Annotated in this window: 29 protein-coding genes; 16 read left to right on the forward strand and 13 right to left on the reverse strand. The window is 57.8% G+C overall.

Annotation, left to right across the window (positions count from 1 at the left end; all coding sequences use genetic code 11):
* Position 1: 1 nt before the first annotated feature.
* The 14 genes from JZX89_RS04140 (at position 2) to JZX89_RS04205 (ending at position 10,397) form a co-directional block, all read left to right on the forward strand.
* On the forward strand, positions 2-1,243 hold the full coding sequence (locus tag JZX89_RS04140) for a phage major capsid protein (RefSeq protein ID WP_207133179.1): 1,242 nt from the start codon (positions 2-4) through the stop codon (positions 1,241-1,243).
* 12 nt (positions 1,244-1,255) lie between these two features.
* Positions 1,256-1,639 (forward strand): hypothetical protein, encoded by a 384-nt coding sequence (locus JZX89_RS04145; RefSeq protein WP_207133180.1) that lies wholly within the window; start codon positions 1,256-1,258, stop codon positions 1,637-1,639.
* Between the two features lie 352 nt (positions 1,640-1,991).
* Entirely contained in the window at positions 1,992-2,480 is a 489-nt protein-coding gene (locus tag JZX89_RS04150; protein WP_207133181.1) for a hypothetical protein, read from the forward strand.
* Between the two features lie 118 nt (positions 2,481-2,598).
* The gene (locus JZX89_RS04155) at positions 2,599-2,916 is read left to right on the forward strand and encodes a head-tail connector protein (protein ID WP_207133182.1); all 318 of its coding nucleotides are present in this window, start codon (positions 2,599-2,601) and stop codon (positions 2,914-2,916) included.
* A complete protein-coding gene (locus tag JZX89_RS04160; protein ID WP_207133183.1) occupies positions 2,909-3,328 on the forward strand; it encodes an HK97 gp10 family phage protein in 420 nt (139 codons plus the stop codon). Before JZX89_RS04155 ends, JZX89_RS04160 begins: the two co-directional genes overlap by 8 nt.
* Entirely contained in the window at positions 3,325-3,738 is a 414-nt protein-coding gene (locus JZX89_RS04165; RefSeq protein ID WP_207133184.1) for a DUF3168 domain-containing protein, read from the forward strand. The genes JZX89_RS04160 and JZX89_RS04165 overlap by 4 nt, the downstream gene beginning before the upstream one ends.
* On the forward strand, positions 3,735-4,052 hold the full coding sequence (locus tag JZX89_RS04170) for a phage head closure protein (protein WP_207133185.1): 318 nt from the start codon (positions 3,735-3,737) through the stop codon (positions 4,050-4,052). Before JZX89_RS04165 ends, JZX89_RS04170 begins: the two co-directional genes overlap by 4 nt.
* Complete coding sequence (locus JZX89_RS04175; protein ID WP_207133186.1) at positions 4,049-4,474, forward strand: phage terminase small subunit P27 family; 426 nt, start codon at positions 4,049-4,051, stop codon at positions 4,472-4,474. Before JZX89_RS04170 ends, JZX89_RS04175 begins: the two co-directional genes overlap by 4 nt.
* Positions 4,458-6,122 carry a terminase large subunit gene (locus JZX89_RS04180; protein ID WP_207133187.1) on the forward strand — a complete coding sequence of 555 codons (1,665 nt, stop codon included), beginning with the start codon at positions 4,458-4,460 and terminating at the stop codon, positions 6,120-6,122. Before JZX89_RS04175 ends, JZX89_RS04180 begins: the two co-directional genes overlap by 17 nt.
* Positions 6,119-8,134, forward strand: a complete 2,016-nt coding sequence (locus tag JZX89_RS04185; protein WP_207133188.1) for a phage tail tape measure family protein — start codon at positions 6,119-6,121, stop codon at positions 8,132-8,134. The genes JZX89_RS04180 and JZX89_RS04185 overlap by 4 nt, the downstream gene beginning before the upstream one ends.
* Positions 8,131-8,784: a hypothetical protein gene (locus JZX89_RS04190; RefSeq protein ID WP_207133189.1), complete on the forward strand. Its 654-nt coding sequence runs from the start codon at positions 8,131-8,133 to the stop codon at positions 8,782-8,784. The genes JZX89_RS04185 and JZX89_RS04190 overlap by 4 nt, the downstream gene beginning before the upstream one ends.
* Complete coding sequence (locus tag JZX89_RS04195) at positions 8,781-9,152, forward strand: phage tail assembly chaperone (RefSeq protein WP_440131597.1); 372 nt, start codon at positions 8,781-8,783, stop codon at positions 9,150-9,152. The genes JZX89_RS04190 and JZX89_RS04195 overlap by 4 nt, the downstream gene beginning before the upstream one ends.
* Before the next feature lie 4 nt (positions 9,153-9,156).
* Positions 9,157-10,116 carry a hypothetical protein gene (locus JZX89_RS04200; protein ID WP_207133191.1) on the forward strand — a complete coding sequence of 320 codons (960 nt, stop codon included), beginning with the start codon at positions 9,157-9,159 and terminating at the stop codon, positions 10,114-10,116.
* Positions 10,117-10,172: 56 nt separating this feature from the next.
* Positions 10,173-10,397, forward strand: a complete 225-nt coding sequence (locus tag JZX89_RS04205; protein WP_207133192.1) for a hypothetical protein — start codon at positions 10,173-10,175, stop codon at positions 10,395-10,397.
* A 30-nt stretch (positions 10,398-10,427) separates the two neighbouring features.
* Here JZX89_RS04205 and JZX89_RS04210 read toward each other — a convergent pair whose 3' ends face one another.
* From JZX89_RS04210 to JZX89_RS04230, 5 genes are all read right to left on the reverse strand, one after another.
* A complete protein-coding gene (locus tag JZX89_RS04210; RefSeq protein WP_207133193.1) occupies positions 10,428-10,637 on the reverse strand; it encodes a hypothetical protein in 210 nt (69 codons plus the stop codon).
* 29 nt (positions 10,638-10,666) lie between these two features.
* A complete protein-coding gene (locus JZX89_RS04215; RefSeq protein ID WP_207133194.1) occupies positions 10,667-10,954 on the reverse strand; it encodes a hypothetical protein in 288 nt (95 codons plus the stop codon).
* A gap of 85 nt (positions 10,955-11,039) precedes the next feature.
* On the reverse strand, positions 11,040-11,252 hold the full coding sequence (locus tag JZX89_RS04220; RefSeq protein WP_207133195.1) for a hypothetical protein: 213 nt from the start codon (positions 11,250-11,252) through the stop codon (positions 11,040-11,042).
* Between the two features lie 16 nt (positions 11,253-11,268).
* Positions 11,269-11,787, reverse strand: coding sequence for a hypothetical protein (locus tag JZX89_RS04225; RefSeq protein ID WP_207133196.1), 519 nt, complete (start codon positions 11,785-11,787; stop codon positions 11,269-11,271).
* A gap of 119 nt (positions 11,788-11,906) precedes the next feature.
* Positions 11,907-13,166 carry a tyrosine-type recombinase/integrase gene (locus tag JZX89_RS04230; RefSeq protein WP_207133197.1) on the reverse strand — a complete coding sequence of 420 codons (1,260 nt, stop codon included), beginning with the start codon at positions 13,164-13,166 and terminating at the stop codon, positions 11,907-11,909.
* 540 nt (positions 13,167-13,706) lie between these two features.
* Between JZX89_RS04230 and JZX89_RS04235 the strand changes: the two genes are divergently transcribed.
* Positions 13,707-14,069 (forward strand): hypothetical protein, encoded by a 363-nt coding sequence (locus JZX89_RS04235; protein WP_149899743.1) that lies wholly within the window; start codon positions 13,707-13,709, stop codon positions 14,067-14,069.
* A 123-nt stretch (positions 14,070-14,192) separates the two neighbouring features.
* Here JZX89_RS04235 and JZX89_RS04240 read toward each other — a convergent pair whose 3' ends face one another.
* The 8 genes from JZX89_RS04240 to JZX89_RS04275 form a co-directional block, all read right to left on the reverse strand.
* Entirely contained in the window at positions 14,193-15,299 is a 1,107-nt protein-coding gene (locus JZX89_RS04240) for an agmatine deiminase family protein (RefSeq protein ID WP_207133198.1), read from the reverse strand.
* A 287-nt stretch (positions 15,300-15,586) separates the two neighbouring features.
* A complete protein-coding gene (locus JZX89_RS04245; RefSeq protein WP_207133528.1) occupies positions 15,587-16,510 on the reverse strand; it encodes a sugar phosphate isomerase/epimerase family protein in 924 nt (307 codons plus the stop codon).
* Positions 16,511-16,583: 73 nt separating this feature from the next.
* A complete protein-coding gene (locus JZX89_RS04250) occupies positions 16,584-17,525 on the reverse strand; it encodes a sugar phosphate isomerase/epimerase family protein (RefSeq protein ID WP_207133199.1) in 942 nt (313 codons plus the stop codon).
* Between the two features lie 79 nt (positions 17,526-17,604).
* Positions 17,605-18,777, reverse strand: a complete 1,173-nt coding sequence (locus tag JZX89_RS04255; RefSeq protein WP_174373919.1) for a Gfo/Idh/MocA family protein — start codon at positions 18,775-18,777, stop codon at positions 17,605-17,607.
* 80 nt (positions 18,778-18,857) lie between these two features.
* Positions 18,858-19,760 (reverse strand): sugar phosphate isomerase/epimerase family protein, encoded by a 903-nt coding sequence (locus JZX89_RS04260; protein ID WP_207133200.1) that lies wholly within the window; start codon positions 19,758-19,760, stop codon positions 18,858-18,860.
* A 79-nt stretch (positions 19,761-19,839) separates the two neighbouring features.
* Positions 19,840-20,661 (reverse strand): ATP-binding cassette domain-containing protein, encoded by an 822-nt coding sequence (locus tag JZX89_RS04265; RefSeq protein ID WP_207133201.1) that lies wholly within the window; start codon positions 20,659-20,661, stop codon positions 19,840-19,842.
* 9 nt (positions 20,662-20,670) lie between these two features.
* The gene (locus JZX89_RS04270; RefSeq protein ID WP_369809528.1) at positions 20,671-21,675 is read right to left on the reverse strand and encodes an ABC transporter permease; all 1,005 of its coding nucleotides are present in this window, start codon (positions 21,673-21,675) and stop codon (positions 20,671-20,673) included.
* Positions 21,676-21,778: 103 nt separating this feature from the next.
* Positions 21,779-22,744: a substrate-binding domain-containing protein gene (locus JZX89_RS04275; protein WP_207133202.1), complete on the reverse strand. Its 966-nt coding sequence runs from the start codon at positions 22,742-22,744 to the stop codon at positions 21,779-21,781.
* A gap of 148 nt (positions 22,745-22,892) precedes the next feature.
* Here JZX89_RS04275 and JZX89_RS04280 point away from each other — a divergent pair, with 148 nt between their 5' ends.
* Positions 22,893-23,933: a LacI family DNA-binding transcriptional regulator gene (locus JZX89_RS04280; protein WP_153514360.1), complete on the forward strand. Its 1,041-nt coding sequence runs from the start codon at positions 22,893-22,895 to the stop codon at positions 23,931-23,933.
* Positions 23,934-23,939: the final 6 nt, after the last annotated feature.

Genomic DNA, 23,939 nt, shown 5'->3' on the forward strand with positions numbered 1-23,939 from the left:
CATGCAGCATGTCACGAAACAGGCGCTGCTCGGCAGCGTAGCAATCTCCCGCAAGGGCGAGGAAGACGATCCCGTTTCCATCGTCACGAAGTCGCTGGAAGACCTCCAGAAAACGCTCGATGACCGTCTGAAAAAGGTCGAAGGCGGCGTGGAGATCAAGGCGCTGACTGATCGCATTGCCGAGCTGGAGACGAAGGCCAACCGACCGGGCGGCAAGAAGAGCGGCGACGAGCAGCAGGAAATCGAGCGTAAAGCCCTCGCGTCCTACCTCCGCAACGCCAGTTCTGCAGTGATCGAAGATGCCGGTGGCGCTTTCGAGAGCAAATCGGCAGCGTCTTCCGATAACGATCCATCCGGCGGCTATTTTGTCTTGCCGACCATCGATTATTCGATCCGCACACTGATGACCGACCTGTCGCCGCTGCGCGGTCTGGCTGAAGTCGTCAGCATCTCCAGCGACAAATACGAAAGATTTTATTCGTTGGGCAAGCGCGGTGCTCAGTGGGTTGCGGAGCGTGATGACCGCCCGCAGGACACCGCCCGCCCGGAATTGATCAAGCACAGTTACCCGGTCATGGAGCTTTATGCAGCACCAGTTGCTACTCGCCATCTCATCGATGACGCCGCAACCGATATCGCGTCCTGGCTGGTCAACAATGCCACCCATGACTTTGCCGAGACCGAAGGTGAAGCCTTCCTCCGAGGTGACGGCGTCGAGGGCAAGCCGCGTGGCCTTCTCGATTACGGTACAGACCCGAAAAAGGACTTCGAGCGCCCGTGGGGCAAGCACCAGTATGTTGCCGTTGGTCACGCTTCCGCTCCGACCGATGACATGCTGACAACGGGCCTGATCAAGCTGATCTCCGCGCTGCGCCGCCCGTACAAGTCCAACGCCGTGTTCATGATGAACAGCAACACGGCGGTCCGCCTCCGCACGGTCAAGGATGCAAATGGCCGGTTCCTATGGGCTCCGACTGGCAACCTGATTGAAGGCGTCGAGCATCCGCTTCTCGGCTACCGCGTCGAGATTGATGAAGGCATGCCCGATATTGGAGCCGGCGAACTGCCGATTGCCTTCGGTGACTTCCGCCAGGGCTACGTGATCGTGGATCGTCAGGGCGTTCGCGTAAATCGCGACGAACTCACCCAAAAAGGCCGCATCGTCTTTGACGTCTACAGGCGCGTAGGCGGCGGTGCCGGTGACTTCAACGCTGTGAAGTTCCTCAAGATTTCCGCAAACTAAGGAGCAACGGACATGCGCAAAGGACTTTACCACAATCTGGCCGGCAAGCCGGCTCTGGCCTCCGCCTCTCAGGCAGCCGCCGTTGATGGCATCGAGATCGACCGCAAAGGCTCTCAGGGCTTGATGTTCATCCTTAACACCGGTGCTGTGACAGGCGCTGGCGATTTCGGGGTGAAGGTGCAGGAAAGCGACGTGTCCGGCAGCGGCTACACCGATGCGGCTGCAGATGACGTCATCAGTGGTGTTCCGGCAACGCTTGCGGCCACAAGCGCCTATCAGGTGGAATATATCGGCCGGAAGCGCTTCGTTCGCCTCTCCCTGACTAAGGCTGGTGGAACGTCTATCCAGATGGGTGCAATCGCTCTTATCGGCCATCAGCATATCCAGCTGCCGTGATGCCAGTTCGCGCGCCTCGTGTTTGCAAATGCGGCAAGGTGGTTCCCTCTGGGGTCATCTGCCCATGCGTGGCGCGCGACAATCGGGACCGGAAAGCTCGCCATGACGCCAAGCGGCCGACAGCTTCGGCTCGCGGTTACGACAAGGAGTGGGCGAAGCGGTCGAAAGAGTATCTTGCCAGACCCGGCAATGACCTTTGTCAATGTGGCGCGCCAGCGGTCTTGGTTCGCCACATCAAATCCATCCGAAGCCGTCCGGATCTGAGGATGGTTGAAACGAACTGGCGGCCTGGCTGCCAACGCTGCAACGCGATCGACGCCGCAGATGCGCGGCGCACCGAAAGGAACAGAACATGACCATTTTCGCAACTGCCGGTGCCAAACTGTTCATCGGCGTAACCAAAACACAGAAGAGCACAGACTTTGTTCTCGCCGACTTCTCCGCAGCTGACGCAGTGACGTGGAAAGAGATTCGCGAGCTCGAAGCTCTCGGCAGCCTTGGTGACACGTCCGAGGCCGTGAACTTCACGTCCATTGATGCAGCACGCACCCGTACCCTGAAGGGACCGCGCAGCGCCGGCACGATGGAACTCGTCATGGGCATCGACTACGCCGACCCGGGTCAGCAGGCTCTCATCGCGGCCGAGAAGACCATCCATGATTATGAATTCAAGTTGGTGCTGAACGACGCGCCAGCGGGCGGCACGCCGTCACAGCGGCTCTTCATTGCCAAAGTGATGAGCCAGTCCGAGCAGTTCGACCAGGCCAACGCAGTGATGAAGCTTAACGCATCGCTCGGTGTGAATAGCAACATCGTGCGCGTGGACGCCGACGACGCCTGATGCGCCAACCCGGGGGTGTTTCTGAACTTCCTACCGCTCCTGGGGACCGTCGCGGGGAGGCTTTTGCGAAAACGCGGCAAATTGGCTCTAGTTTTTTAAAACCGAAAAGGTGGCCGTCATGATCGTCAGTCTAACCGAGCTGAAACAGCAGCTGAACCTGACGCCGGATCTCGGAACGGACGACGATGCGTTGATCGAACGCAAGATTGCGGCGGCTCAAAACCATGTCGAGCGTCTTCTCGGTTTCAAGATCGAGGCACGGTATGGCAGCGCCGGACAAGAGGAAATTCCGCCGGCGCTTGTCGAGGCAGTCAGCCAGACGGCGGCCCACTGGTTCGAAAATCGGGAGGCCACGCTCGTCGGTGTGAGCGCGCAGGAATTGCCGTTCGGTGTTTGGGCCATCGTCAGCGAGTACAGGGAGTATAGTTTTGGCTAACGACGGCGGTATCGGTCGCGTTCAGCAGCGACTCGCGATGATCCCCAAGAACGTCCGGGCGGCGATGGTGCCGGAACTCATCAAGAGCGGCACTGACCTTGCCGTGACAGCGCGCGTCCTCGCACCTCGCGATACCGGAGCGCTTCAGGATTCGATTGCCGTCACTCCCGGTGGTGCCAACACTCCGCCCCACAGTTCTCCAGGTGGTCGCGTGACGGTACCGGAGTTGGCGGTGGCCGTGACGGCCGGAAACACTGATGTCAGATATGCGCATCTGGTCGAACACGGCACTCAGGAGGCGGCAGCGCAGCCATATTTTTGGCCTGCGTTTAGACTGCTCCGCAAGAAGATTTCCGGCCGCCTCAAGCGCGCGGCGAGCAAAGCCGTGAAACAGAATTGGGGTGGACAATGAGCGCAGAACTCGCCCTGCAGAAAGCCTTGCGTGCTAGACTGTCTTCGTCTGGTGACGTCGTCGCCTTGGTGCCAGCGGCTTCTGTCATCGATCGCAACGAGAGGCCTAACCCGCGTCCCTCTATCGTCATCGGTGAAGGCCAGAGCGTGGACGAAAATGACAGCATCGCCCGGACACTGACACGGGTTTATCTCGACCTCCACGTCTGGGTCGAGGAGCCGAGCACAGAGATTTCGAAGCGCATTGCGGGTGCCATTCGGAAAGCGATTCACAGTGCCAATTTGCAGCTAGATACCGGTTTCCATTGTGCCGATTGTCGCGTCCGTGGCTCACGCTTCCTACGCGATCCGGATGGAAAGACCAGCCATGCGGTGGTGACGGTCGACGCGCTCGTACAGGAGGCATCATGAGAGCCGGAAAACTAGACCGCTCTATCACCATCCAAAGCTTCACCAGCACCGTGAACGAGTACGGCACGCCGATCGAGACATGGACAGACGTGGCCACCTTGCGCGCCCAGCTCATCCAGAGCAGCACTGAGGAGTTCCTAACGAACGGCGCCAGCGACACCACGTCCATCATCTTCCGAACCCGCTACTTCGAAGGCGTGAACACTTCCAGCCAGGTCGTCTACGAGGGCGAGACATTCAACGTCCGCGAGGTCAAAGAGATTGGCCGCCGCAAGGGCTTGGACCTGCGCTGTGAACGCAAGGTGTCCGCATGAGCAGCAAAGGGACACGCGGCGCAAAGGCCACGCTGAAGGCCATAGATGGCGGCCTGTCCGGCGTTCCTAAGCCGCCCGCAACTCTTCCCCCGGATATGGTCGCAGAATGGACAGTCATCGCTACCGATATGGTGCAGCGGAAGATCCTGACCGCGCCCGCACTCGGTGTGTTGGAAACCTACGTCGTTGCCAGATGGATGGTGAAGGAGTGCCAGAAATCTCTCAGAGAGCACAGCCCGCTGGTGAAGACAGCCCACGGCATGCTGAAACCGAACCCGGCCGCCGGCATGCTCTCGAAGGCAATGGAGACCGTTGCCAGATTGTCGGCAGAGCTTGGCCTGACACCGGCCGCCCGCTCGAAGCAGGGCTTCACGCCGAAGAATACGCCAGACGGAGGGGCACCCGATGGCCTCGACGTATAAGGCAACCCGTCCCGAGTGGATTTTCGACGGCAGTGAGATTGAAGACCCGTTCGGCCATGGTCAACGTGCAGTCGATTTTCTGCGAGCTTTGAAGCATCCGAAAAGCACGAGCGGTGCTTTTGAGCTTCCACTGTTCTGGGAACGGATTGTCCGACGCATCTATGGCCCTTGCTTCGCCAACGGTAAGCGCCAGGTGCGAACCGTCTTCATCGTTCTTCCTCGCGGTGCGCGTAAAACCACCATGGGTGCCGGCCTCGCTCTCCTCCATACTGTCGGATATCAGCGCGTGAGTCGTGGTCAAGCCATGGTCGCAGCCTCTGCCGAGGAGGATGCCGTCATTGCCTATGAGGAAGCGACCGGCATCATCAACGAGACGCCATGGCTCGAAGATAAGATGAAGCTCAACGAGAGCACCTTCATTCTGGAGCACAAGCTCTCCGGCGCGAAGTTCCGGGCCTTGGCCTCCGGCGGAAAAGGCAAACTTGGCAAGACGCCGCAGTTTGTTCTGGCCGATGAATTGATCAACTGGGAAGGTGCAAACAGTCGGAAGATGTGGTCTGCAATCCGCACCGGTTTGAACAAAGCTCCCGGCTCGCTTCTGGTGATCATCACGCAGGCGGGCCGCGGGCAAGAAAACCTCGCGTTTGATCTTCTGAAATACGCACGCCGTGTTCAGTCCGGCGAGATCGAGGATCCCGGTTTCCTGCCTGTGCTGTTTGAAACCGATCCAGATCCCAAATCGAAATGGGCTGGGGACAATGTTCGCGAGTTCTCAGACTGGACGGATGAGGAGCTTTGGCACTTCGTGAATCCCGGTCTTGCCGACGGTTATCCCGATGTCGACGGTCTCCGTCAGATGGCCCACGAGGCGAAGGAACGGCCGGCGGACAAAGACGATTTCATGCAGTTCCACCTTGATTGCTGGCTCGGAAACTCTGCCAGTCCTTTCGTGGCGATGCCGGTTTACGATGACGGCTTCGGCGTCGTGGATCTCGATGAGAAGGAAGCTTCGCAGGAGCCGTGCTGGATCGGTGTCGACCTTTCGAGCAACTCCGACCTGACCGCCGCCGTGGCATGTTGGGGCGACGAGGAGCGCGGTTATGATGTTTATCCCTGGTTCTTCTGCCCGCAAGACAACATCCAGCATCGGTCCGACCGCGAGGCAGCCAAGTATCCGCTCTGGGCGGAACAAGGCCTGATCATTCCAACCCCGGGCAACGTCGTGGATTTCCGTGCCGTCGAGGATCATCTTCGCGAGCTGTGCGCGAGGTTCAATGTTCGCGAGATCGCGTTCGATCCTCATCTGGCCCGCAACACGTTGAACAACCTGCTTGATGACGGTCTGCCCGCCGTCGAGATGCGGCAGGGCTGGATCACCATGGCGCCGGCGAACAAAGAATTGGAGCGTGTGATTATCGCACGCAAGTTCCGCCACGGCGGACACCCTATCCTTAGATGGCATTTCGACAACATCGCGACCGTTCGAGACAAGGCCGAGAACATCAGCTTTCACAAGGGTCTGTCGAAAGACAGAATCGACGGCGCTGTTGCATGTGCCATGGCAATTGGCCGGGCCGCCGTGGGTGAAACCAACATTTCCTCATACGACACCTTTACCGGTGACATCGAAGAATGGAGCCACGCATGAGCCAGACAGACGAAGAACGCCTCGTAATCATGCTCGAGGCTCGGATTACCGATCTCGAGAAAAACATGGCGAAAGCCAGCGGCGTGACAACTCGTCGGTTCCGAGAGATGTCGCTCAGTTCAAAAAAAGCGACGAGCGAGATGGAGAAAGATGCGATCCGCTCCTCCACGCGTATTGGCCAAGCCATGGCCACGGTCGGCACATCGATTGGCGGCGTCGGCAAAGCATTCGCCGGCGGTTTGATCGGCACTGTCATCGGCGCCGGCATTGCTGGCGTGCTCAACTCCGTCAAGGAGGTCACACAGTCGGTTGCCGAACTGGGCGATCAGGCGCGAATGGCCGGCCTGTCATCGAAGGCATTTCAGGAATGGCGCTATGTTGCCGAGCAGGCGCGAATTCCGGTGGACGCAATCACGGACGGCCTCAAGGAATTGCAGCTGCGCGCCGATGAGTTTGCCGTCACCGGCAAGGGCAGCGCGGCCGAAGCGTTCCAGCGGCTTGGGCTGACGCCGGAGGAAGTAAAGACCAAGCTCAAAGATCCGACAGAATTGATGCTGCTCCTTATCGAGCGGACCCGGATGCTGAAGGACACCGCCGCCGGCATCCGTATTTTTGATGAGCTCTTCGGCGGTACCGGCGGCGAGCGCATGGTTTCCCTACTCCAGCAAGGGGAAGCCGGCATCCGCGCCCAGATCAAGGCGGCCAACGATTTCGGTCACGTCCTGTCGGATGACGTCATCACGAAAGCTCAGGAAATCGACCGGCAGTTCAACGCCATCTCCAGCACAGTCGGCAACACCCTGAAATCAGCGATCGTCAGCGTCGTTGATTCCATGGTAGATTTCCTCGAGTCCCTGCGTGCCGTCGACAAACGACGTTCCTCCACGATCCAAGGCAACATCAATGACGTGATGCGGCAGAAGCAGGAAGTGGCCAAGGCGATCGCAGATATCGACTCCGCAGACAGCCGCCTGAATGACCGCCAGCGCGCCAAGGCGAGAGGCACGCATGACATCAAGATGCGCCAACTCGATGAACAGGAGAATGCCCTGATCAGAGAGTTGGAGAACCGGCCGGAGGTGATGAACTTCACGCCAAAATCCTCGGGTGGATGGACACCGCCAGCGTACAAGGCGCCACCCGAAACGCCTGCAAAGAAGTCGCGATCCGCGTCGGTCACTCAGGCAGAGCGCGAGCGCAAAGCCGTCCAGGAGCTCATTGCCGAGCTTGAGGAGGAGCTCCGCGTCGTGAACCTGTCCGACGCCGCCAAGCGAGCGTCTGCGGCCTCCAGGCAGGCAGGAGCGGCCGCAACGGACGAGGAGCGTGAGAAGGTTATCGCGCTCAATGAAGCGATCTATCAGGGTGCAGAGGCCCGGAGGAAAGCAGACGAGCAAACGCTCTATTATCGTGATCTCACGAAAGCGGGACTGGATGACTTGTTCAGTGCGATCGAAAGCGGAAAAAGCTTCTGGGAGGCGATGGGCGACGTTGCCGTCAACTCATTGAAACGCATCGCCGATACCTTGCTAGACGACGTTTTGGACGCCATTTTCAAGGTCAACGGCGCGGCCGGTGGTAGCGGCGGCGGTCTTTTGTCCAACCTATTCGGCGGCCTGTTCGGCGGCGGCAACAGTGGCTTTGCTGCCCTGCCGAAAACCGGCCCTATGCCGGCGGTCCGACCGTTTGCCAAGGGTGGCGCCTTCACGAATTCCGTGGTCTCCAACCCGACAATGTTCTCGCATGCCGGTGGTCTTGGTGTGATGGGTGAGAAAGACCCCGAAGCCGTCATGCCGTTGTCGCGTGACTCGAGCGGCCGTCTCGGAGTCTCGGTGAACGGTAGCGGCGCCAGCAGTCAAGCGGCGGGCGGAGGCACGAGCGAGATCATGGTCAGTCTCTCGCCGGAACTGGTCGGCCAGATCTTGCAGCAGGCGCAAAGCCAGACCGTCAAGATTGTCCAGAAAAACAACAGCAACCGATCTGAGCGATACATAAACGGCGGAAATCCTCAATGAGTAACCCACTGTTTCTCCCTCCAATCCCGTGGCGTGAGTGCAATTTTGATCCCGTTCAGATCAGAAGCACCAACCGTATGGAAGGGCGCCGGACGGAGTCAATGTCCTCTGGCACGCCATATTGGAAAGCCACCTATCGGGCGACGTACCTCTCCAAGGAAGACTTCGGTATCATGGATGCTTTCATGATGCAGGCAGGTGACGACGGCGAAGTCTTCCTTGGCTACGACGTCTTCCGACCACGGCCGATCGCCATGGATACCGGCGCGGCTCTGTCAGGCACCAAGGCCGCTGGCGGTGCGTTTAATGGTGACGCCTACCTTCAGGCGATCACGGGAACGACGCAGTTGAACGTTGGCGGACTGCCGGTGGCGTTCAAATTTTCCGCGGGTGATTATGTAGAAATCAGGATGGCTCCGTTGCTGCGTTTTCTTCACCGTATCATCGCACCGACAACTTCCGACAGCAGCGGATTCGCCACACTGGAGGTTCGTTATCCAGTGGACCGCCAGCATTTCACCACCAGCGCAACCGTGCACTTTGAGAAGCCGTCGTGCACGATGCAAATCGATCCAGACAGCTATTCCGGCACGAAATCGTGGTCTAGCCGGGAGCCTTCATTCACCGCGACGGAGGTATTTGTATCGTGACATCGTCTCATCGGCTCCAGGATTTGTTGTGCAGCGAGCTAAAGCGACAGCTTGATGCCAAGGGCGCTACCCGTCCGCGCATCCCTGCCGGCGGCGAGCTGTTGTGGCGGTGGTTCATGGATTTGCATCGGTCGCGGACGCTTCATGCTGCTGGGCCAAATCCGATCGCTTACGCTGAGATTGTCTCTTATGCAGCGCTGATGCACTGGCCTATCGAACCTCGCCATGTCATGATTTTGCGGGCATTGGATCAGGCTTATCTGGAGGCCAGCATGCCGCAAGCCGCAGCGCCGGAAGGCGTGAAAACTTTGCCGCCAGTCTCCTCCGCGCCGGTGACGGCAGGGCTTGTCGACGCAATGTTTGGGTAGCTGAATGGTATATTTGTCGAACTTCGTTGATGCCAGAAACGCGAAACTAGCAAAGCAGCACAAGCCTCGGCAGATCGTCAGTGGTGACCGTCGTAAGCATGTAATCTCTCAAGTCATGAATGTGCTTGATGATTTCCGGAATAACCCTTGGGAGCGCGAGGGCGCTACACGCTCGGGGCTTCGTTCCGCACTCTGCCTTGTCGGCCATGAGTGGGCGGAGGCAGACCACGAGTCAGCCGGACTGATCACGGCGGCGTTTCAGAAGCTCGGGCAAGGCGCGAGACCCTCGTGGGCGGAGGGTCAAGCTCACTACGCCATGGGCCGGGAGGCTTGCGCGCGCTGTGGCAATGCTATCGGCGAGGATCAGAAACCACACCGTTATTGCTCCGTGCGCTGCGCCAAGCTTGCGCTACAAGACCAGGCCTTTGACAAGCCCGTGCAGGATGACGTTTACGGCCGTGATGCCTGGAAGATAATCGCCAAGACGAAAACGGCGCCACGCACATGCGCATTGCCATCCTGCGGCAAGGAGTTCCGTGTGTGGGCTGAGTCGCGCGAAAACCGGTACTGCTCGAAGCAATGCCGAAGCGACTCGATGCGGACGCGCGTGATGCGACGCTGCGTGAATGAGGCGTGCGGGAAAGAGTTTCTGCCCTCGCAGAAAGATGTCCAATGTTGCTCTATCGCCTGTTCCAGTTCGATTGGTAGAAAGAAGCAATTCCAGCATACCTGCCAGGCACCGGGCTGCAGCACAGAGTTTCTTTCCGCACTGCCATACGCGAAATACTGCAGCGGCAAATGCAACGTCCGTGCACACTATCATCGGAAGAAACAGCTGCTGTCCAACTTCAGCTGTGACGATCTCGGATTGATTGACGCGAAGGAAGCGCAGCAAGACGTCATATTGCTCTTGCTTCCGCTGACAGCCGCGGCGTTCGACGGGTGGTTTCGCAGGGCAGCTTGATCACTACTAGTTTTGGTAGTTGATCTGCGTTGCCGGATGAGGACATCTTCGTCGGCATGGACACCATAATTCACGCCGGATTTGAATCCGAGGATTTCACCGTCAAGCGCGACATGACCGTCAGCGAGTTGATCGATATCATCGTCAGGCACGTGGACAGCTTCGAAGAGGCCATGGCAGCCGCCGAGATCCTTAACCCGCTCTGGACCGCTGGCAGCTATGAAGGAACCGGTTGGAGGGTCTGGTTTGTGAAGCGAGACCCTGGGCCTGTTCTGCATTAGCGTTGACGGATGGCTCGGAGGGAACCGTGATCATGTGCCGTAGTAAAATGCTGGTTTGCCATTTGTCGTGAATATCGTGTCTTGCGACTCGTAATAGGCGGGCGCCCCTCCATCTACCTCGTACCACCACTCCCCGTCTATAAAGTACTTTGGCTTCCCGCCGCTAGCCTCATAGATGTAGCCGTCTTGGCGGTAAAAAGCAGTTTGGCCCGGCATAGTGTAAATCCACTTGGCTGCCATTTTTTATCCTTCCAGTTTGAAATGGATATTCACGGATCACAATCGTCTGGAAGTTTTCCTTTTTGAACGCCGGTAAGCTCGCCCACGACGTACCTAGAAACAGTGACGTTCGCTGCTTTTTCTGCGGAGGTGACGGTGCCGCTTGCTATAGCGACGAGATCAAAATTTCCAAGCATTGTTGTCTCAGGTAGCTTTTTGAGTACGTTGGAAACGCTTGCGCAGCCGTTCCATCCACTTGTTATCAGTTCAGACTTGAAGTTCGCGTGGTCACTGTCCTTCGCATCCTTCAAATCGTAGCTTAAAATAAATCTAGGCATTATCAGCAACTCCAAGCTTTGCATTTGAAATAAACACAACTTATTTAGAGCGCCTTAAAAACTAGTAACCAGACATCCAGTGCGTTTAGTCCAGCTCACGCCATCTGGTGACCTCAAACATCTCGGTTACACCTTCCCTACGATATTGCGGCTTCATACGACCCGCAGCTCCGCTGGCGTTTTTTCCCAAGCCGAATCCACCGGCATAGCTCAACACACCAATTTCAACGGTCCGACCGTCTTTTTCATACTCAATTTCAACTCCTTCTGGAGGCGGAGAAGTCTTCCAGTCAGTCATATTTGATCTCCATTGTTTAAGAGTCTGTCGCTTTAGAATTGGCGTCAAATTCCATAAGCGGATGAGCCCCTTCCGCTTTTCGGTGGTTGTCGCTCGCCCAAATCTTCCATTTGGTGAAAGGGAGGCTGCTCTGCAGATCGATCTCTGCTTTGGCATTGTTGTTCAGGCTGTAAAATAGTCCGTCTGAATAGCCGGTTGGGTCACTTGCCTCCCATACCAGATCGTTGGCGGTCATTCTCAGGACACCATTCACGCCGAATGTCCGATGGTTGTTCAAGGAAGTTTCCTGGGTGACAACAGGCTCAAGAACCCAATCTTTGCCATAGCTGACGACGATCTCACGGGGGAGATTCACAAGCGTGTGGAACGGGCGAGCGTTGAGGATTGGCTGCAATAGCAAAACTTGGTTTTGTCCCCCGTCTGAATTGGTTACCACAAAACCCAATACAGATTGCTCAGACTTAGTGAGCTGGATCAGTTCACCACCCGTAAGATCTGAGACGCTAATGACACTCATAGGTACATGCAATTTCATCTACACCTCCCAAGCGATTGCATTAGCATCAGCACATGGAATCGCTCGAAGAGGCAACATAGATTTTCAGCGGAGGAAAATACGTTGTGGATAAAGTTGGGGTAGAGTAGGTCTACTTTTCACGCGGCATCTTCGTTTGACGACGCGGGGAATGTGGCAACATTGGAGTTGTCACCTGATACGAATTTCCACCAAGCGCTCATTATCTCACGCCGTTTTTCCAAAGCCTTACCTCGGCGATACGCTGCTTCCACCTTATTGCCAATCGCATGAGCCAAGCACATCTCAATATCATCGCGCGCAAAAGAAGTTGCATCACCTGCCCAGTCTCGGAATGCCGACCTGAATCCGTGCGGCGTGAACTGGCCTACTTCGAGGCGCCTCATCGCCATAGTTAAAGCCATGACCGACAGGCCCTTACCGGCCTTCTGTCCTGCAAAAACATAATCATTCCCATCTCTTCGGAAGGAATCCATTTTTTTCAAGATCTGGATAGCTCCTTCAGATAGGGGAACCGCGTGCTCGCGCTTGCCTTTCATACGCGCAGCTGGAACACGCCAAATTTTATCTTCCCACTCGATCTCGGACCAAAGAGCTCCGAGCGTTTCTCCGCTTCTTGCAGCCGTCAAAATCGTAAAGGCGAGGGCTGCGTTGGAAGTGGTTGGCGCCCCTAGCAATGCCTGTGCAAACGACGTCACTTGGCCATAGGGCATTGCGGAATGGTGGCCCCGAGAAAGCGTTTGTTTCTCTGATAGGAGGTGAGAAAGATGTCCTCGCCACAACGCCGGATTTTCACCAGTCCGCAGCTTTCTTGATCTAGCAGCATCAAGCACTGCTTCGATTCGGCCGCGTAGACGAGACGCGGTCTCGGGTTTAGTTCTCCAGATTGGCTCAAGCACATTTAGAATGTGGTCGGTCGCAACATCGGCGACAGCAACGTCTCTCAGCGAGACGCAATATCCGTCGTCCGTGAATTCGCCGGCATCGTCAAGCTTAAGAGAAAGAGTATAGTACCACTGGTCACGATGTTTTTCGTTTTTCCAACCGCCCTGCTTGCTCTCTACGTACTCCCTTGCGACATCACCGAACGTTTTCGGTTTGTCCTTTTGTCGACCATGGACCGTTCGCGGATCAACCTTAGTCGTGCCTTCAATGAGGCTTCTGTATTCGAAAGCCGTCTTTCTCGCACTGAGCAGATCTATCTCGGGATAAGTGCCAAGGCCCAACTCGACCCGCTTCTTTTCCCAGTCATACATGAACACCCATCTCTTACCCGCAGGCGTGACCTTCAAATAGAGTCCCCCGCCGTCTGAGTGCCTTCCCTCGACCTTAAGGTTCTTGACCTGTGTTGCGCTGAGCTTGTTTATAGTACGTGCCAAGGGAAGCCTCCGCCAAATCCGCCAGGCCTACTTTCAAGCCCACTTTCAGCGTGCCATTTCTCGTTATTTCGTTCAATGTCATTTCGTATCACGCACTCGCTATGGACATTTAAAGTACTGATTTTTCAACATGAAATTTATCATCTGAAATGGCATGATGTAATTGGTATGGAGGACACCCTCTCCGCCATAACATGCCTTAGACAGGCAAGATTTCCCCGCAATTTTTGAACTTATGTCGTTTGATGCTAGTGCCGAAAGTGGCTGTGGCGAGGCCCCCGGGCACTTCCATACCCTGGCACTATATGAAGCCACTGATGGGAGGATGCGTCATATCCCTTAAGTGAAGATCGACGCCGCGCCAAGGCGTCTGATGCATGATCTTCAGTATCATTTGGAGATCATGCGGCGTCGATCTGCAAGAATCCGGAATGCTGGTACGCGCAGGTTCATATCCGCCATTGCCTCTCGCGGTGGAGGCGCTATCATTATTGTGTTGTAAAGGACGGCGAGCTTTGGGAGGAGTGATACGTGAGACGGATGTGGCCAGACGAATTTGCCTTTCTGCTGGACGGCGCGGAAGAGGTTGACCTGCATATTCCACCGATGGAACAAAAAGATGGTTCTCCCGGAGAAGCGATATTCAGGAAGGCATTGAAAGCCCGTATCAGCCAGCAGGATTTTGAGAAGATTTGGCCCTTGGCAGAGGCTCGCTATCGGCTGAACGGCCGGCTTTCGGGCAAGGCGATTACGCTGATCGCCAACAACCCCCATTACCAGAAATGGCACCCCTCTGACGGTGGCAGCGTCGAAAGCGTGTCCGATAGCGGTCAGAAATACACGACACGTTATGTGATCGTGCATTTTCTTCTGGATGATGTTCACGAGCCTGTCGAAGCCTGACATTCGCAGGGGTCGGTTCTTGCCAGTGATTGGTAGAGTGGCCTCGGAGTCATTTCAGTCTCCGAGGCCATTTTCAATCTTCCGGCATATTCCGGCCGTCAAAGGCCCATGAGTCCCAAACGATCAGACTTTGGGTTGCTCGTGGGTGGCGCAATGGATGCCGCCGCCTACTTCACCTACCGGGTCGATATTTAACGTGATGATCTCACGGCCGGGATAAAGCTTGCCAAGAATGGCTGCGGCTCGTTCGTCGGCTTCCCGGTCGCCGAATTCGGCGGCGATGACCGCACCGTTGCAGACATAATAATTGACATAGGAAGAGACGAAATCGGCGCTGTCGGCACGAATGTCGTAGGGTTCCGGCAAAATGACCATGTCCAGCTTTCGACCCTCGGCATCGGTAGCGGCGGCCAGAATATCATGGGTTTCGAAGGCGGCGATCGACCACGGGTCATCGTGGTCGATCTTGTCTCCCATCTGGATCAGCAATTGGCCCGGCTTGACGAAACGGGCGAGCGCATCGATGTGGTAATCGGTGATGTCGGCGCCGATGATTCCAGGCGCCCACAACATCTTGAGAGCGCCCATCGTGTCGAGCAGCAGCCTTTCGATTTCGGCCTTGTCGCCCCGGTTGCGATTGATATTGATGAAGCTGCTTTCATGGGCGATCAAGGTGCCGTGGCCGTCGGTTTCCACCCCTCCAGCCTCGCCCACCAGCCCAGCGTCAAAAATCGGAAGGCCCATACGTTCGGCTATCCGCGCGGCAATCTTTCCGTCGGCATTATGGGTTTGCTTGTTGCCCCAGCCGTTAAAATTGAACTGCGTGATGGCGAGCCCACCCTTGCCATCCACAACAAAGGACGGCCCGGAATCGCGACACCACAGATCATCGGTCGGAATGTCCCATAAGTCGACGTTGCGCGACACCTGTTTGCGGATTGCGCCATGGTGCTGCGCAGCGGCCAGCATCACGACCGGTTCGAATTCCGCGATGGTGTTGGCGATTTTCGCGATGGATTTCTGAAGATCATTGAGGAAATCGGGATCATCATGCACGGCGGGGTTCACCGGCCATTGCATGAAAGTGCGTTCATGCGGTTCGGTTTCCTCAGGATACCAAAAACCGGCGGCACGGGCCGATGGGCCAGCCGTCCGGCCCTGTTGGGACGATGTCGAAAGGCCGGCGGTGGCAGCAGCGGCAAAAAGCAGTGTCTGGCGGCGGGTCATCATCGTATCACCATGAAAATACAAAGAAAAAGATCTCTTTAGCTTATGGATGCGCACCTTGGGTTTGCCCATAGGTGCTGTCAACCAAGGCCAAATCGTCCTGCAACTTCAGCTCATATTCCAATGTGGCTTTTACATGGATGTGACGGATAAATGCATGTGTTTTTAGGCTGAAGGCGTTTATGTTTCGTGTGCCAGCGTCGCCTCGGGTTCAGGGGCGATTCTCAGCCCTCACTGCCATTGTGTCGGCTCGATTCTTCGGGAGGTACAGTGATTTTACCCCGTTTGGTTCAGAAACCGCTTTTTGCGAGAAACGCCCTGCTGGCTGCCAGATCGTTCAGAATACTGCCGGCGTTGCGCGGGTCGCGTTCCTGCTCGATGGTGATGTAGCCGCCATAACCGAGTTCCGTTAGAAGGCTACGGATCGCTGGGTAATCAATCGAGCCGCGGCCGATCGGGCACATCACGCCCTTGGCGCAGGCCTCGAAGAAGCGGATGTGTTCGCCCATCACCTCTTCAAAAACTGCGGCGTCGATATCCTTGAAATGAATATAGTCGACGCGGTCCCAATAGCGGCGAAGCGTGGCGACCGGGTCCATGCCTGAATAGGCCATATGGCCGGTATCGAGGCAGAGGCCCGCGAGGTCGGCTGGAATATCCTCGATGATCTTTTTCAACTCGTCGGCAAATTCGATGTAGCCGCCGGCATGGGGATGAATGGTGGCGCGCACGCCGTATGTGTCACTGGCAAGCGTTGCAATGGCGCAGATGTTTTCGACCATCCCCCGCCATGCGGCTTCATCGAGGCGCGGCGCACGGTCGGAATGTCCGGCGGCATAATCGCGCTCGTCATGACCCCAGTCCATCACCGTCAGATAGGGGGCGGGAAAACGCTGGCCGGCATGGGTTTCCGGTTTTGGCAGGCGGGTGATCAGCGCGCAGATCTCGTCGGTCTGGCGCAGCAGATTGTCGCGGTTTTCCGGTGAGACCAGATCGTCGAAGATCGTGCCGGCAACGATCTTCAGGCCACGTTCGTTCAGCGCCTGCGAAACGCGCTTGAGATCAAGCGGCAGATAGCCGTAAGGACCGAGTTCCAGGCCGCCGAAACCGGCGGCTTTCGCCTCGTTCAGCACCTTCTCCCAATGGGGCAGATGGGGGTTTTTAACGTCGTCGACGCCCCAGCAGCAGGGAGCGGTGGTGATGGTGATGGTGATGGTGATCTGGTTGGTCATGGTGTCCTCGTCGCGTAATCGGTGCCGGGCCGTATTGTGGGGCCCGGTTCGGGTCTCAGCGGCTGATGGTGGCTTGCAGGGCGTCGATGGAGGACTGGATGCCCGCCTCGGTGGACATGGTGAAATCCTCCATTTCCAGGCTCACCCAGCCATTATACCCGGCCATGCGCACCACGGAGAAAAACTCCTTCCACCATTGCAGGTCGCGGCCGGCGCCGACAGCCACATAGTTCCAGCTGCGGTTGGCAACATCAGTGACTTCTTTTAGTTCCAGCAGGCCGTTCACATCCGCCAGCCCGCGTTCGATACGGGTATCCTTGCCATGGCAATGGTGGATTGCGCTGCCCAGCGCGCGGGCAGAGGAGATGGGATCGGCCCCCATCCACATCAGGTGCGAGGGGTCGAGATTCATGCCGACCGTCGGGCCGACCTCGTTGCGCAGGCGAAACAGGGTTTCCGGGTTCCAGACGAGCATGGCCGAGAAATTCTCAAGTGCATATTTCTCGACGCCGGCTTCCTTGGCGAGCTTCACGAGCCCGTGCCAGAGCGGGAAGGCGCGGTCTTCCCATTGGTAACGGTCGCGTTCCGGCATCTCGTTCGGCCAGCTCTTGGTGTAGACAAGCCAGTTCGGCACCGTGTCGCCGGGTGCTGCCTCCGGCAGGCCGGACATGGTGACGATCTTCGTCATGCCGATTTCGCCCGCCAGCCGGACGGTGTCGTGCATTTCCTTAAGATGGCGTTTGCCCATATCGCCGGGATCGAGTGGATTGGCGGAGCAATTCAGCGCAGCGATTTCGAGGCCGCGGGCCTCGATTTCCTTCAGCTTGGATTTGAGCAGACCTCTATCGGCCAGAAGCTCGTCGGCCCGGAAATGCGGGCCGCTGGACCAGCCGCCGCCGGTCATCTCGATGCCCTCGACGCCGAGGGCGACGCATTTGTCTAGCATTTCGGTGAAGGGCAGGTTTGCCATGACGTCGGTACAAATTGCGAGTTTCATCGTGTCGTCTTTCTAAAAAGGCATGGGGACGCGCATGAGGAGGAGGACGGGAGAGTGGTCCGGCGCGCCCCCAAACGGGTTATGCGAAGTCGACCCAGGCGGCGCCGGCATCGGCCGAGCGGACGCAGTTTTCCAACCAGCGAACGCCTTCGGTGCCGGCCGTGATGCCGGGATAATGGTGGGTCTTCAGAAAAGCCCTGTCACCGCGATTTGCCGCGTCGATCGCCTGGGCGATCCAGAGATAGATGTTCGACCAGCTGTCACCGAGGCCTTCGGTATGCAGCGCGCCCATGCGGTCGATGGCGAGGCTTTCCTGTTCCAGATAGGGCATGCCGTGGTGCAGGATGCGGCCGGGTTCGCCCTGAACTTCGTAGATCAGCTGGTCGGGATGGGAATCGGACCATTCAAGCGAGGCCTTGGAGCCGACGAAACGGTAACGTTGCGATCCCATATTGCCGGCATTGACGGAGGAGACCCAGAGGCGACCGCGCGCGCCATTGTCGTAATGCATCAGAACGGTGGCGTGGTCTTCCAGCGGTGCGCGGGTGGGGATGAAGGCCTTGCGGTCGCAGAGCAGGCGTTCCACCTTCATATGCGGCAGCACGACTTCCGAGAGATAATAAAGATGTGTGCCGATATCGCCCAGCACGAAGGTCGGGCCGGCGGTGCGGGGATTGGTGCGCCATTTGACAGCCTCACCCGCGCCCACATCGTCACCGGAATTAAAGCCGTGGGTATATTGCAGGTCGACGATACGGATGTCGCCCAGCATTCCCTTCTTGACCATGGCCGCCATCTGGTGGACGAGCGGGTGCCCGGTAAAGCCATAGGTAACACCGACGATCAGCCCTTTCTGTTCGGCAAGCCGCGCCACCTCGTCGCATTCCGCCACGGTGAAGAACAGCGGTTTTTCGCAGACGACATGCAGCCCCGCTTCAAGGCAGGCCTTGGTGATCTCGTAGTGGGTGAAATTGGGGGTGGCGATGGAGACAACGTCCACGCCATCTTCGCGCGCCGTCTCGCCGGCGATCAGCGCCTTGTAATCCGTATAACAACGATCCGCCGCCACGCCGAGATTGACGCCGAAGTCGCGGCCCCGCTCGGCATCGAGGTCGAAGGCGCCGGCGACGAGCTGGTAATTGCCGTCGCGCAATGCGCCGGTGCGGTGCTTGTAGCCCACCTGTCCCGTGCGTCCGCCGCCCACCATGGCCCAGCGTAGCGGGCGTGAAATCAGTCTTTCTCCGTTGATCATGTCGATCGCCTTTTAATTGGATGTTCCAAACGGTCCGTTTCGGGGCGGAATTGCCCCGGTATCAGCGCCGGTTTGCCGCGTTATTTCTTGAAATAGAGGTCGATATAGTCCTGCATCTTGCCGCGCATGAAGCGGCTCGATTCATCCGCCCTGTCCTCCCAGGCGAAGACGCAGGAGGTCGTGATGCCGTCGAAGCCGATTTCGGAAAGCGTGCCGAAAAAGTCGTCCCACGGCACTTCGCCCTGGCCGATGTTCAGGTGCTGGTGAACCCGAGCCTGCGTGCCGGGCGGGTTGAGGATGTAGCGCAATCCGGAGCTGGCCTTGTGGTTGAAGGTATCGCCCACATGCACATGGGCGAGCACGTCTTTAGCCTCGCGCAGCATCGCCTTGGTGTCGTCGCCGAAATAGAAGGTGTGCGGCGCGCAATAGAGGAACTTGACATTCTTCGAATTGACGGTGCGGATGATGTCGAGCGCCGGCTGCAATGTCTCGCACCAGTCTTCCGGATGCGGCTCGACATGCAGGTTGATGCCTTCGCGCTCGAAGATCGGCACCAGCTCCTCCATCGAGCGCCACCAGGCATCCTCGCAGGCCTCGATCATCGAGCCGGTATGGCAGCAATAACATGACCCCTTGTCGGGATGCGGGCCACGGCCGAATTCGGAGTTCATCGTATCGACCTCCAGTTCGATGGCGATCTCGATGGCGCGTTTCCAGTGTTTCACCGCCGCCTGCCGTTCGGTCTCGTCATTGGAGGCCCAGCGGTACATCGGTAGCAGTGAGGCGATGCCGACATCGGCGTCTTTCAGCGCCTTCTTGAACGAGCGGATGCGCTCGGGAAAGACGCGCGGCGCCTTGAACCATTCGAGGAAATCCGCGCGCGGGCTGAGTTCGATCCAGTCGTAGCCGAGCTCCTTCACCTTGGCGGGCAGCTCATCGAGGCTGGTGAAGCGGTGCATGTGGGGGTCGATGGCGATTTTCATCGGTCTTGATCCTTCTCTATGTCTTTGTTTTTACGCATTGTCCGGACGTAAAAGCGGAATCGCTTTTACTGGAAATGCTCTAATTGGATGGAGGCTGCGGCGGATGGCCGTCATGGCTGGCCATGTAATTTTCCACCTCTGCGCCGAGGTCGGCGAGCGCTTCGCCGCCGGCCATCAGATCGGTGATTTCCTCGCGGGATTTCTCGCCCTTGCGGAAGTTGGCGGCGACCGCACCGCGGATGAGCACGGCGAAATGGTCGCCGACGGCGATGGCATGGGTGACCTGATGGGTGATGAAGATCACCGCGATCCCCCGCTTGCGCGCTTCAAGCGCGATGCGCAGGACGTGGGACGCCTGTTTCACGCCCAGCGCCGCCGTCGGCTCGTCGAGGATGAGAACGCGTGCGCCGAAATGCACCGCGCGAGCGATGGCGAGCGATTGCCGCTCGCCACCGGAAAGCCCGCCGATCAGGCGGTCGCCGTCATCGATGCGGGTGATGCCGAATTCCTGCACTGCCTTGACGGCGATTTCATTGGCCTTCTTGCGGTCGTAGACCCGGAAAGGCCAGAAGCCTTTCGTGGGTTCTGCGCCGATGAAGAACGAGCGGCCGATGCTCATCAGCGGAAAGGTGCCGCCAAACTGGTGCACGGTGGAAATGCCCATGCGCTGCGCATCGCGTGGCCCGTCGAAATTGACCGGCTGTCCATCCATCAGCAACTCGCCGGAACTGGGCTGATAAACGCCGGCCAGTGTCTTGATCAGCGTGGATTTTCCAGCACCATTGTCTCCCAGCAGGCAGAGCACTTCGCCGGCGCGGACCTTCAGCGAGATATCATGCAGAACATCTATCGGGCCGAAGGATTTGTTGACGTTTCTAAGTTCGAGAATGGGTGTCGACATCGTCTTGCCTCATTTCTTCTTCGGTGAATAGGTGAGCGCCATGACGCGGAAGGTGTTGTTCATCAGCACCGCCAAGAGCAGCATGACGCCGATGATGAGGCTCGACCAGTTGCGGTCAAACGTGGTGAAATAAATGCCCTGGTTGACGATGGCGAAGGTGATGGTGCCGAGAAATATACCGATCACCGAACCGAAGCCGCCGGTCAGCAGCACCCCGCCGACGACGACCGCGATGATGGAGTTGAAGATGAAGGTCATGCCGGCCGAGACCTGGGCGACATTGAACAGGATCGCCTGACAGACGCCGACGAAAGAGGCGCTGACGGAGGAAAGGACGAAAAGTGTCACCGTCAGCCTGTCGGTGGGAATGCCGGCGTTGCGGGCGCTCACCCGATCGCCTCCCATGGCGAAGATCCAGTTTCCGAAGGGCGAATAATGGACGTAAAAGATATAGATCGCCGTCAACAGCAGCCACCAGACGATGCTGACCTGAAAACTGCCGCCGATGAACTGTCCGAAAAGAAATTTGGCGATCGGGCCGGATTGCGCCGGGCTCAGCGCGACGCTGGTTGTTCCGGTCAGTAGCACCGAAAAACCGAGGATCAGCCCCTGCACGGCAAAGAGCGTGCCGAGTGTGACGATCAGCGACGGCACCACCGTCCGTATCACCAGAAAGCCGTTGATCAGGCCGACAAGTACGCCAAGACCAAGCGCGCCGATGACGCCGAGCCAGATCGGCATGCCATAATAACCGGAGATGATGGCGACCGTCAGCGCGCCTGCCGGGATCATCGCGCCGATGGAAATGTCCAGCTCGCCGGAAATCATGAGAAGGCCGACGGGAATGGCGACGATGCCGAGATTGGCGGCGACATTCAGCCAGCTTGCAGCGCCTGCGGGTTTGAGAAATTCGATGCTGCCGAAGACAACGAAGAAGGCAAGAACGAAAACAAGGCCAAGAAAGGCGCCTGATTCCGGGCGACGCAGAAGGTCGCTCAAAGAGAGATTTTTCACGTCGTTCACTCCACTATTGACCTTGGGTTTTGCGGCAATGTCCTCGCCTGCCGATCCCGAACGCCGGTATTGCCGGGTGCCGGGATCGGGCGTGGATCACCGCTCAGCGTGCACCCTTGGCAACGCCGGCAAGCGTGGCCTCGATGTTGGATTTGTCGACGATGCTTGGCCCCGTCAGCAGCGGCGCGGTCGGCAGATCGGTTCCGAAATCGATGGCCGAGGCGAGCAGCGTTACCGCCAGCAGCGACTGAAGATAGGGCTGCTGGTCGATTGCAAAACCTTGCGTTCCATCCTTGATGCGATCGAGGCCGGACTGGTTGAGGTCGAAGGTGCCAAGCAGTACCGTTTCGGTCTTGCCCGCCTGCATGACGCCAATGGCGGCTGAATCCGCATCGCCCGCAGCAATGGTGAGAACGCCGTCGATCTTGCTGTCCTGAAGCAGGGTGGCCTTGATGGCTTCGGCGACAGCTGTGGCATCGCCGAAACTGGTGGCGGGAAGCGGCAATTGCTTGCCGACGCCGCCGACCTTGGTGATGCCGTCGATGACGCCCTTGCATCGTGCTTCTAGATTGGCTGCACCCGGAACGGTATTGACGCAGATGACGTTCTTCTTACCCTGTTTGGCGAAATATTCGCCGCCGGCCACACCCGCCAGATATTCGTCGGAGCCGACATAATTGATCGCACCGAGTTCTTTCGCCTTTTCATGGCCCCCGGCATTCATGAGAATGACCTTGATACCGGCCTTGATAGCTTCGCGGATCGCCGGGTCCTCGCCTTCCGGAACCCAGTTCGGGATGACGAGGCCGTCAACCTTCTGGCTGATGGCGGTCTGAATCAGCTGCACCACATCCGGCGCAAAATTGTCATAGGTCTGCAAACGAAGATAATTGACCTTGCCGCCATTCGTCTCGACCACGAGGCGTGCGTCATCCAGACCTTTTTTGATGAGGTTCCAGAATGCATCGTCATTCTTGCCGCCGATGACGGCAATATTGGCGGCAAACGCACTGGACGCCATTATGAGCGATGCGGCGCCCGCCATGAGAAATTTCGTGAAATATGCCATTGTTTCCTCCCTGCCCATTCTCCCGATGGGCCAAAATGACAAGATGATTTATATCTTTCATTTTTCTGAGAATGGAATTTATATTTCATTTGATGTTGCATTTCGTATCATCACATGTCATTCATGAATGATACGATTGTGAGGCGCCATGAACCGACCGACCATTACCGATCTCGCCAAGGCAGCCGGTGTCAGCATCTCCACGGTCAACCGGCTGCTGCACGGTTCGACCGCCGTGCGTCAGGATACGATCGACCAGATTCTCAAGGCGGCGGAGGAGATCGGTTTTTATGGTCTCGGCACCATCAAGGACCGGCGTCGTGAGGCCATGCCCCATTACAGGCTCGGTTTTCTGCTGCAGCAATCCCATCGGCCGCTCTACCGGTTGTGGGCGGAGGGGATCGTCGCCGCTGCACGCCAAAGGCCGGACAGCATCATCGAGCCGGATGTCGTGTTCGAGGACGACCTCTCACCGGAGGCCGTTTCCGCCAATCTCCTGAAGATGGGGCAATCCTGCAGTGCGATCGCGGTGGTGACGGCCGATCATCCGCTCGTCAGCCAGGCGATCGACGAGCTGCGGGGCAGGGGTGTTCCCGTGGTCACCTACGTGTCCGATCTGTCGGCGGCGAGCCGCGCGGGGTTTGTCGGAACCGATAGCTGGAAACGCGGACGCACGGCGGCATGGTTCCTCAGCCAGACGGTGAAGGGTGAGGGCATGGTTGTGCCGCTGATCGGCAGCAACCGCTATCAGTGTCAGGATGTTTCGGATGCCAGTTTCCGCTCTTATATGCGGGAAAACACACCTGAACTGCAGGTGGCAGAAACGCTGCTGACACACGAAGAGCCGGAAAATGCCTATGTCATCATCCGTGACATGATTGCCTCCGAACCCGGCCTCAAGGGGATTTATGTCAATGGCGGCGGCATATCCGGCGTTCTGCGGGCACTAAGGGAGCTGCCCGCGGAGAAGCAGCGCGGCATAAAAATCATCTGTAACGATATCGGCCCGGAAACGCGCAAGGGTTTGAATGAAGGGCTGATCACCGCCTCGCTGCCGCTTCCCCTCGACAGGATGCCGCAGCAATTGATCGACGTGATGTTACGGCGCGTCGAGAATGGCGACACATCCTCCGTCGAACAGCGGATCGTTCCCTTTGAAATCCTGACGCCCGAAAGCATCTGGACCTAGGCCGAT

Origin of the sequence: Agrobacterium burrii (genome assembly GCF_017313405.1) — a bacterium.
GTDB lineage: Bacteria > Pseudomonadota > Alphaproteobacteria > Rhizobiales > Rhizobiaceae > Agrobacterium > Agrobacterium burrii.